The sequence below is a fragment of the Psychromarinibacter sediminicola genome (assembly GCF_029168335.1).
GTDB lineage: Bacteria > Pseudomonadota > Alphaproteobacteria > Rhodobacterales > Rhodobacteraceae > Psychromarinibacter > Psychromarinibacter sediminicola.
Genome location: NZ_JARGYC010000108.1, coordinates 1 through 9,274, shown reverse-complemented (window position 1 = coordinate 9,274; position 9,274 = coordinate 1). Strand labels below are relative to the sequence as shown.

The 9,274-nt window shown below is 68.9% G+C and carries 9 protein-coding genes; 2 read left to right on the top strand and 7 right to left on the bottom strand.

Annotated elements, in window-relative coordinates:
* Positions 1-145 precede the first annotated feature (145 nt).
* The gene (locus tag P1J78_RS22985; RefSeq protein WP_275569722.1) at positions 146-496 is read left to right on the top strand and encodes a hypothetical protein; all 351 of its coding nucleotides are present in this window, start codon (positions 146-148) and stop codon (positions 494-496) included.
* Positions 497-503: 7 nt separating this feature from the next.
* On the opposite strand, the gene parA is transcribed toward P1J78_RS22985, so the two are convergent.
* On the bottom strand, positions 504-1,139 hold the full coding sequence (gene parA / locus P1J78_RS22980) for a ParA family partition ATPase (RefSeq protein WP_275569721.1): 636 nt from the start codon (positions 1,137-1,139) through the stop codon (positions 504-506).
* A 153-nt stretch (positions 1,140-1,292) separates the two neighbouring features.
* Positions 1,293-2,093 (bottom strand): DUF4198 domain-containing protein, encoded by an 801-nt coding sequence (locus P1J78_RS22975; RefSeq protein ID WP_275569720.1) that lies wholly within the window; start codon positions 2,091-2,093, stop codon positions 1,293-1,295.
* A gap of 85 nt (positions 2,094-2,178) precedes the next feature.
* Here P1J78_RS22975 and P1J78_RS22970 point away from each other — a divergent pair, with 85 nt between their 5' ends.
* Entirely contained in the window at positions 2,179-3,264 is a 1,086-nt protein-coding gene (locus tag P1J78_RS22970) for a HupE/UreJ family protein (protein WP_275569719.1), read from the top strand.
* Between the two features lie 5 nt (positions 3,265-3,269).
* On the opposite strand, the gene P1J78_RS22965 is transcribed toward P1J78_RS22970, so the two are convergent.
* The 5 genes from P1J78_RS22965 to P1J78_RS22945 form a co-directional block, all read right to left on the bottom strand.
* Positions 3,270-4,601, bottom strand: coding sequence for a TRAP transporter large permease (locus P1J78_RS22965; protein WP_275569718.1), 1,332 nt, complete (start codon positions 4,599-4,601; stop codon positions 3,270-3,272).
* The gene (locus P1J78_RS22960) at positions 4,601-5,137 is read right to left on the bottom strand and encodes a TRAP transporter small permease (protein WP_275569717.1); all 537 of its coding nucleotides are present in this window, start codon (positions 5,135-5,137) and stop codon (positions 4,601-4,603) included. Before P1J78_RS22960 ends, P1J78_RS22965 begins: the two co-directional genes overlap by 1 nt.
* A 65-nt stretch (positions 5,138-5,202) precedes the next feature.
* Positions 5,203-6,216: a TRAP transporter substrate-binding protein gene (locus tag P1J78_RS22955; protein WP_275569716.1), complete on the bottom strand. Its 1,014-nt coding sequence runs from the start codon at positions 6,214-6,216 to the stop codon at positions 5,203-5,205.
* Between the two features lie 143 nt (positions 6,217-6,359).
* Complete coding sequence (locus tag P1J78_RS22950; protein ID WP_275569715.1) at positions 6,360-7,895, bottom strand: class I adenylate-forming enzyme family protein; 1,536 nt, start codon at positions 7,893-7,895, stop codon at positions 6,360-6,362.
* Positions 7,885-9,135, bottom strand: a complete 1,251-nt coding sequence (locus tag P1J78_RS22945; protein ID WP_275569714.1) for an acyl-CoA dehydrogenase family protein — start codon at positions 9,133-9,135, stop codon at positions 7,885-7,887. The genes P1J78_RS22950 and P1J78_RS22945 overlap by 11 nt, the downstream gene beginning before the upstream one ends.
* Between the last annotated feature and the right edge of the window lie 139 nt (positions 9,136-9,274).

Here is a 9,274-nt window from a genome sequence, read left to right as displayed (position 1 = left end):
GGACCCGACGTTCGCATCTGCGAGCGACCCGCCTTCCAGCCCCGGCGACAGGAATAACGTCCTTCCAACCCGACTTCTTCAGCAGCCTGATAAAGCGCTATTTGCTGTTTGGAATTGGAGAGACGCCGTGCGACTCCTCTCATCCTTGGGTCTTTTTCGCCGCAAGGTCGCGGATGGCTACCGGAATAGCTCTGCGGTCCTGAGCTTCAACCACGACGGGCTGGAGGTCGCCCGGGTGAAGAACCGGAGCCGCCATCTGCCGCTCTGGCACTTCATCTTCTTCATCTACCTGGCGCTGCTGATCCGCCTCGTCGTCGCCGCGGATATCGGCACGTCCGGCTACGAGGCCCGGCTTGCGGAAATGCGCGACGGGAACGTCCTGGAACGCGCCGCGGCGCGCGTCATGCGGATGGACCCGGTCTCGCAGGAGATCGCGACGAAGCTCCGCTCCGGCCTGTCGTTCCTCGAAGGCCGCGTCCTCGACCGCGACGGCTGAGCCCGGCTCAGTCCAGCCGCGCCGCCACTTCCTCGCACAAGGCCGCCACTTCCTGCGCCGCCCGGCCGCTCCGCGACAGTTCGGCCGCGCCCAGCCCCCGGCCCATCGCCTCGGCATAGGACACCCGGTTGCCCAGGGTCGCGGCCGCCCGGTCCAGGCCCGAGGCATCTATGTCGCGCGTGATCTCGGCGGTCAGCCGGGCGCGCGGCGGCACCCTGTTCATCACCACCAGCGCATCGCGATGCTCGCGCCGCATCAGGTCGGACAGGCTGTCGATGGCCCACAGGTCCACCTGGCTGGTGGCGACCGGGATCAGCACCAGATTGGCCTCGCGCAGCGCCGGGCGCAGGTCGGCGTCGATCTTCGGCGGGGTGTCGATGACGACGAGGTCGTGATCCCGCCGCAGCTTTTCGCATTCATAGGACACGCCCCAGGCGCTGGCCGTGCCGAATTCCAGCCCGGCCTCGCCGTCGGTCCGCTCGCGCCGGGTCATGAACCAGCGGCCGAGGCTGCCCTGCGGATCGGTGTCCAGCAGCGCCACGCGCTGCCCCTGCGCCGCGAAATGGACCGACAGGTTGATCGCCAGCGTCGTCTTGCCGGAGCCGCCCTTCTGCTGCGCGATCGTCAGAACTCGTCCGGCCATGCTGCCCCTCCGCGCCCGGCGGGGCGCCTGGTCTCGACTAGCGCGGTTTCTGCGCTGCAGAATGGGTTACCGCGCCGCGTGCCCCAAGGTCAAGACACGGCGATGATGCGGGGATGACGCGGGGGATGACGCGGGAATGACACGGGTCGGGGCCTATTCCGGAACGCGGAAGGTCAGCGAGGCCCAGAGCGATTCCCATTTCGGACCCTCCGCCTCGCCCGTCTCCAGCTCGCGCATCACGACCGAATCCACCAGGTATTCCACCCCCGGCTCGATGCCGATGACCGCCTCGCCCGCGTCGTCCGTTCTGTAGGTCTCTACCGTGACGTCGCCGTCGGGCGCCTTCGCGAAGACCTCGACCTGCACGTCGCGCCGCGGCTCGCCCTCGAACAGCACGCGCACCGGCAGACCTTCGTCCAGCGCATCCGTATAGGGGTTCGCCAATGCCACGATCTCGGTCAGCAGGCCGACCTCGCGGTCCTGCCCGGCCCCGTCTCCGACGGCCACTAGGCTCTTGGCAAAGCGGATATAGCGCTCCCGCACCCGGTCCTTCGAATAGCCCCGCTCCAGGTGCCGCGCGAGCGCCCAGGGGAAATCCTTGTGCGTCACGAACTGCTCGAAGGTCGCCCAGTCGTCGTAGGTCAAAAGGTAGGCGCGCGTGCGATGCACCACCGTCACCAGCCCCTCGCCCGGCGCCGACATCGACAGCGCCGGGCGGTCGCCGATCCGGCCCTCCACCGGCACCGTCGCGTCCTGCGTCACCAGATCGAACCGCTCGAAGTTCTTCGGGATGTAGGGATACCCCGCGCCCCTGAAATTCTGGCCCACGCGGATTTCCGCTTTGATCTCCCCCCCGGTCTCCACCGTATAGTCCTCCGGCGAGATCCAGAATTCGTGGGCAGCGAGCGGCGCCGCGGCCAGCAGCGCGGATAACAGAACGGGCAGGAAACGCATGACGGACCCCTCTTCCTCGGCCACAGGCAAGCTGGCATGCCGGCCACGCCTGTCAAGCGCGCCGCTCCTCGCCCTCGCCATCGTGATGCTCGCGGCGTTTGCCCCCTCGGCCCGCGCCCATGAAATACGCCCCGCGATCTCCGACGTGCTGGTCGAGGCCGACCGCGTGCAGATGCACATCGTGCTCACGCTGGAGCCTTTGGTCGCCGGCATCGACCTGCAGGGGCTCGACGACACCGACAATGCGCCGCAGGCCGACCGCTACGACACCCTGCGCGCCCTGCCGCCCGAAGACCTGCAGACCGCGTTCCGCGACGACTGGCCCGACATCCGCGAGGGCTTCGAGCTCGCCGCCGGCGACACGGGGCTCACGCCCGAGATCCTGCGGCTGGAGATCCCGCCCGCCGGCGACCTCGCCCTGCCCCGCGACAGCCGCCTGCTGATCGGGGCCGACCTGCCGCCCGATGGCTCCCCGGTGACGGTGGGCTGGGACGCCGCCTATGGCCCGCTCGTCGTGCGCCAGCGCGAGGGCGGCGACGACGCCTATTCCGCCCTGCTGGAGGACGGCGCCGTCAGCGAACCGTTGCCGCGCACCGGCGTGGCGACGGAAACCGCCTGGCAGGTCTTTCCACGCTTCATCGTGCAGGGGTTCGAACACATCATCCCGAAGGGCCTGGACCACATCGTCTTCGTGCTGGGGCTGTTCTTCTTCTCGCTGCATATCCGCCCGCTGCTGGTGCAGGTGACGGCCTTTACGCTGGCCCACACGGTCACGCTGGCGCTCGCGGCGCTCGGCCTCGTCCGCATCCCGGGCAGCATCGTGGAGCCGCTGATCGCCGCCTCCATCGTCTTCGTCGCGGTGGAAAACCTGTTCCGCCCGCAGCTTGGACCGTTCCGAACGGTGGTGGTCTTCTTCTTCGGCCTCCTGCACGGGCTCGGCTTTGCCAGCGTGCTGGGCGAGCTGGGCGGCGGCAGCGCCAATTTCCTCGCCCGCCTGATCGGCTTCAACATCGGCGTGGAGCTCGGGCAGCTGACGGTGATCGCGGCCGCCTTCCTGACCGTCGGCTACTGGTTCGGCGGCCGGCCATGGTATCGCAGCCGCATCGCCATCCCGGCCTCGGTCCTGATCGCGGCCATCGGCGCCTTCTGGTTCGTCGAGCGCGTGGCCTGACGCCCCTACATCGAGTTCGGCAGGAACAGCACCAGCGACGGGATCAGGACGAGCAGCGCCAGGCGGATGATATCCACCAGCCAGAACGGCGTGACCCCGCGGAAGATCGTGGCCGTCGACACGTCCCCGATCACCCCTTTCAGCACGAAGACGTTCAGCCCCACAGGCGGCGTGATCAGCGAGATCTCGGTTACCACGACCACCACGATCCCGAACCACACGGCGATCTCGTCCGGCGTCATCCCGAGGTCGAGCGAGATGACCAGCGGAAAGAAGATCGGCACCGTCAGAAGCAGCATCGACAGGCTTTCGAACACGCAACCCAGCACCACGTAGATCAGCAGGATCATCAGCATCACGGCCATCGGCGCCACGCCGGCCGACTGCACCATGGTGCGCAGCGCCTCGGGCAGCCCGGCGAGGTTGACGAAGTTGGAGAAGATCCAGGCCCCGATCAGCACGGTGAACAGCGCCGCCGTGGTCTGCGCCGCCTCCACCAGCACATGCACGACGATGCGGAAGTTCAGCGAGCCGCGCGACAGGGCGATCAGGAAGGCGCCCGCCGCGCCCATGCCCGCGGCTTCCGTGGGCGAGAAGGTCAGGTAGATCGGCCAGACGTCCAGCACGCCGTAAAGCCCGCCGATCACCAGGAAGAACAGCAACAGCACGGCCCAGACGCCGCGCAGCGCCGCGAAGCGGTCCGACCAGGTGGATTTCTCGCCCGCCGGGCCGGCCTTGGAATCCACGGTGATCGTGTACTTGACCGCGACGAGGTACAGCACCACGCCCAGCACCCCGGGCACCACGCCCGCGATGAACAGCTTGCCGATCGAGGTTTCGGTCAGCAGCCCGTAGATCACCAGGATCACCGATGGCGGGATCAGAATGCCCAGCGTGCCGCCCGCCGCGATCGAGGCGGTGGAGAGCCGGTCGGAATAGCCGTATTTCCGCATCTGCGGCATCGACACCTTCGACATCGTGGCGGCGGTGGCCAGCGACGACCCGCAGATCGCCGAGAACCCGGCGCAGGCGCAGATCGTCGCCATCGCCAGCCCGCCGCGCAGATGCCCGAGAAAGGCATAGGAGACCTGATAGAGCTCGCGCGCCAGCCCGCCGCGCGACACGAACAGGCCCATCAGGATGAACAGCGGCACGACCGACAGGCCATAGTTCTGCGCCGTGTCGATGACCAGCCGGCCGACCATGGAGATCGAAGCGCGGAAGCCGCGCTCGTCCATGTAGCCGACGAAGCCGACGATCCCCATCGCGATGGCGATGGGCATCCGCAGGAAAACCAGGACGAGAACGGCGCCGAGGCCGATGATCGAGGCAAGCATCAGCCGCGCACCTTGTCAGGGTAGAAGATCCGCGCCAGCCCGCGCAGAACGAAGACGACGGCGGTCAGCGCCGTGAAGGCGGCGATGAACCAGCCGATGATGAATTGCGGGAACCCCATGTACTCGGTCACGTCGCCGAAGTCGCGCGCCCGCTCCGCCAGGTCCAGCACCCGTTTCGCCGGCCAGAACAGGATCACGCCGCAGACGAGGTCGATGACGATGTCGCGCAGCTGTCCCATCCGGCGCGAGAACAGCGGGTCCATCAGGTCGACCACGATATGCCCGCCCTTCCAGGAGACCAGCGGCAGCGAGGCGAAGACGATGATCGCCAGGAAGATGCGGGTCAGCTCGCTGGCATATTCGATGGGGTTGTCGAGCGCCGAGCGCAGGATCACGTCGGCGAAGGTCATGAACATCAGCACGAACAGCACCGCCGCCGCGATCCAGGTGGGCAAGACCGCGATGTAATGCCAGACGCTCGGCTGGCGCAGCGGCTCCAGCTCTTGGTTCAGGTCTGTTTCCGGCTCCGGCGCCATGCTCCCTCCCCCGAAAAGACAGGGCCCGCATCCGGGGCCCTGCCGTCACGCCGTCTGCGGGCGCATCAGTAGTTCGCCATCTCCTCGGCGATGAAGGCGCGGGCCGCCTCGGCGTCGATGCCGATGTCGTTCACCTCCTGCAGGACCGAGTCGATGATCGGCTTGGACATTTCCTCCCACTTGGCGGCGTCTTCCGGCGTCGCCTCGCGCAGCGAGTTGTCGGCGTTGGATTCCAGCGCCTCCATGCCCTTTTCGTCGATCGTGTCCCACATCGCGCCGGCGATCCGGCTGAGCTGCTCGCCAAAGAGCTCCTCTACGGCCGCCGCGTCCTCGTCGGACATGCGGTCCATCGCGTAGGGCGACATGATCATCGCGAAGGACCCGCGATAGAAGCCGCCCGGCACGGTGTAGGTGTTCTTGGCCACCTCGAACAGCTTGAACGAGGCCTTGCCCTCCATCGGCATCATCACCCCGTCGGCGGCGTTCGAGGCCAGCGTCTCGTAGACCTTCGGCGCCGGCACGTTGATGCCGGTGGCGCCCAGCGCCTCGCCGACGGCATTGGCGACACCGCCGCCCAGCCGCAGCTTCATCGACGCGATGTCGTCCAGCCGTGTCACGTCGGCATTGGTGTGCAGCACGCCCGGCCCGTGGGTCATCAGCCCGATCAGCTCGACGCCCCGATGCTCGTTCGCGTCCTCGAAGAACTTCTCGTGCGCACGCCAGTAGGCGACCGACGCCGCCTCGGCATTGCCGTCGTAGCCCGGCAGCTCGATCATCTTCGTCGCCACGAAGCGGCCCGGCGTGTAGCCGTGGAAGATCCACGCGATATCCGCCACGCCGTCCAGGATCAGGTCGTATTGCGCCGGCGGCGGGGCGAGGCCGTACTTGATCTCGGCCGTGACGCGGCCGTCGGTCGCCGCCTCGATCTCGTCGATGATCGCCGGCCAGGCGATCGCGTTCATGCCATGCGTGGGCGGCGCCCAGGACGAGATGGTCAGCGTGACATCCTGCGCGTGGGCGGCAGCAGCCGACAGGGCCAGCGCCGACACCGCCGCGGCGGTCTTGATGAAGTGTTTCATGTGTCCTCCCTTGTGAACGGACGCCGCCCTCTCCCAAAGGCGGTCGGAAAGTTTCCGCGCAAACGATTCAGTGACCGGACTGGGGGCAAAAATCAAGCGTCGCGTCACGCAAACCGCCGGTTTCCCGCTCCGCTTGTGCCGCCTCACGCGCCGCCGCCGCATGTCGGATCGTCCGCCAGCATCGCGCGCACCTCGGCCGCCACCACCTTGCCCATCGCGTTGCGCGGCAGCGCCTCGACCAGGCGCACCGCGCGCGGCAGCTTGTAGCGCGCGATCCGGCCCTCCAGGAACGCCCGCACCTCGTCCAGCGTCAACGGCTCGCCCGCGATCACGGCCACCGGGATCTCGCCCCATTTCGGGTCCGGCTGCCCCACGACGGCCACCTCGCGCACGCCGGGATGCGTCCTGAGCACCCGCTCGATCTCGGCCGGATAGATGTTCTCGCCGCCCGAGATCACCACATGCTTGATCCGGTCGGTGAACCAGTAGAGCCCGCGCTCGTCCCGCACCGCCACATCCCCGGTCCGGAACCAGCCGTCGCGCAGCATCGCCGCCGTCAGCTCCGGGTCGCCCCAGTACTCCCGCAGCACGTTCGGCCCTTTCACCCAGATCTCGCCCGGCTCGCCCGGCGCCACGTCGCGCCCGTCCGACACCAGCCGCACCGCGCAGGGGCGACCGACCCGCCCGAGGCTGCCGGTCGTCGCCATCGCCTCGTCGACCGTCTGATAGATCGCGAAGGGCCCGGTCTCGGTCGCGCCGTAGACCTGGCAGACGGGCACCCCCCGCGCCTGGGCCCGCTCGATCAGATCGACCGGCACGTCCGTCGAGCCGATCGACAGCACCCTCAGCCCCGACAGGTCCGCCGCCGCCCAGCCCGGATCGGCCAGCACCGCCTGCAACACCGTGGGCACGGTGATCGCGCAGTGCACCTTCTGCAGGTCGCGCACCATCGCCGCCGGGTCGAAGCGCGCGTGCAGATGCACCGTCGCCCCCAGCGAGAAGGCCGGCGTCGGGATGATGTTCAGCCCGCCGACATGGAACAGCGGCAGCACGTTCAGCACGGAATCCTCGGCCGTCATCGCGTGGCACTGCACCGACATCTCGGCATTGGCCGCCAGCGCCGCCTGCGTCAGCACCGCGCCCTTCGGCCGCCCCGTGGCGCCCGAGGTGTAGACCAGCAGCACCGGATCGGTCTCGGCCCCGGCATCCGCCGAAGGCTGGTCCGGCCCGCGATCCGGCGGCGCGGCCCGCGGCAGCCCGGGCGCCTCCGGGTCGACGGGCAACTCGCGGTCCACGCCCGGCACGGGCTGCGAGACATGCACCGCCGGCACGCCCAGCCGCCGGGCCGGTGCGGCGAAATCGTCGTCATGGACCACCACCTCCGGCGCGCAGTTCGCCACGATCGCGGCCACTTCCGCCTCGGCCAGCCGCCAGTTCAGCGGCACCAGGATCGCCCCGATCCGCGCGCAGGCGAAGAGCAGCACGAAGACCTCCGGGTGGTTCAGCCCGTACCACGCCACCCGGTCGCCGCGGCCCACGCCCGCGCCGCGCAGCTCCGCCTCGCGCAGCGCGATCCGCGCCGCAAAGCCGGCATAGTCCAGGACATCGCCGTCGAAGACCAGCGCCGGCTTCTCCGGATGCCGCGCCGCCGCCTCGGCGATCCAGCGGTCAATCGTCATCCGTCTCCCCGGGCTCGTAGAGCGCCCCCTTGCCCAGCATGTCCAGCGTCAGCTCGGCGGTCCAGGGCAGCATCAGCGAGCCGCAGCGGCTGTCGCGATACATCCGCTCCAGCGGCAGCGTCTTCAGCATCGACTGCCCGCCGCAGGTGCGGATCGCCAGCTGCGCCAGCTCGTTGGCATTCTCCATCACCGTGTGCTGCGCCGCCCAGGCCCGCATCAGGCTGTCCTTCGACGGATCGGGCCGCGCCTCAGACACGGCCTGGAACCACAGCGCCTTGGTCTGCTCCAGCATCACCCGCATCTGCGCCACGGCGATCTGCTTGGTGGGATACATCCGCCGCTTTACCGGCGGTGTCCCCGGCACCTCGCCGCGCAGATAGGCCACGGTGAAATCGTAGCAGGCCTGCGCGATCCCCATATAGGTCGGCGTCAGCGTCATGAACATGTGCGGCCAGTGCCGCGCGCTCTCGGCATAGACGCCCTGCGGCATCAGCTGCGCCTCGTCCGGCACGAAGACGTCCTCGAAGAGCAGCGTGCGCGACACGGTCCCCCGCATCCCCAGCGGGTCCCAGTCGCCCACCACCGACACGCCCTCGGCATCCGACGGCACCGCGATATACATGGTGTTGCGCCGGGACGGCTCGTCGTCGGGGCTCTGCAGCGCGGTGCAGAGCGCGCCGTAGTAATCCGCGTGCCCCGCCAGCGAGGCGAAGATCTTCTTGCCGGTGATCCGCCAGCCGCCCTCGACCTTCAGCGCCGTGGTCCCGAACGCCTTGAACCCGGCCGCGGCCGCGCCGCCCTCGGAGAAGGGCTGCGCATAGACCTTCCCCTCGTCGATGATCCGCCGATAGTGCAGCTTGCGCATCGCGTGATGCTGCGCCCGCACGTCGGGCGCCAGTTCCAGCTGGTCCAGCAGCGGCCCGGTCCACAGGCAGGAACAGACATGCATGTTGAAGGTCAGCGCCGTGGCCCCGCAATACCGCCCGATCTCGGCCGCGGTCAGCATGTAGGTCTTCAGATCGGCGCCCAGCCCGCCTTCCTCCTCCGGAATGCAGATCGCCAGCAACCCGCTCTCGGCGAGATCGCGGTAATTCTCCGTCGGGAAGGTCGCCTCGCGGTCGTACTCGGCGGCCCGCGGCGCGAAGCGCTCCGCCGCCAGCGCCCGCGCCTGCTCGCCCAGCGCGGCCTGCTGCGCCGTCAGCCCCCAGGCCCCCGGCTCGAAAATCGGCTCATCCGTCACGCGCACCCCCCGCGCCCGGTCCCGAGCAGCGAATAGTCGGTCATCGTTCGCCTCCCTTTTCTTCCGGCGGTCCGTACGGCAGCCCCGCCCGCCTCTTCTTCTCGTTGCAAATACGCCGGGGGTCTGGGGGCAGAGCCCC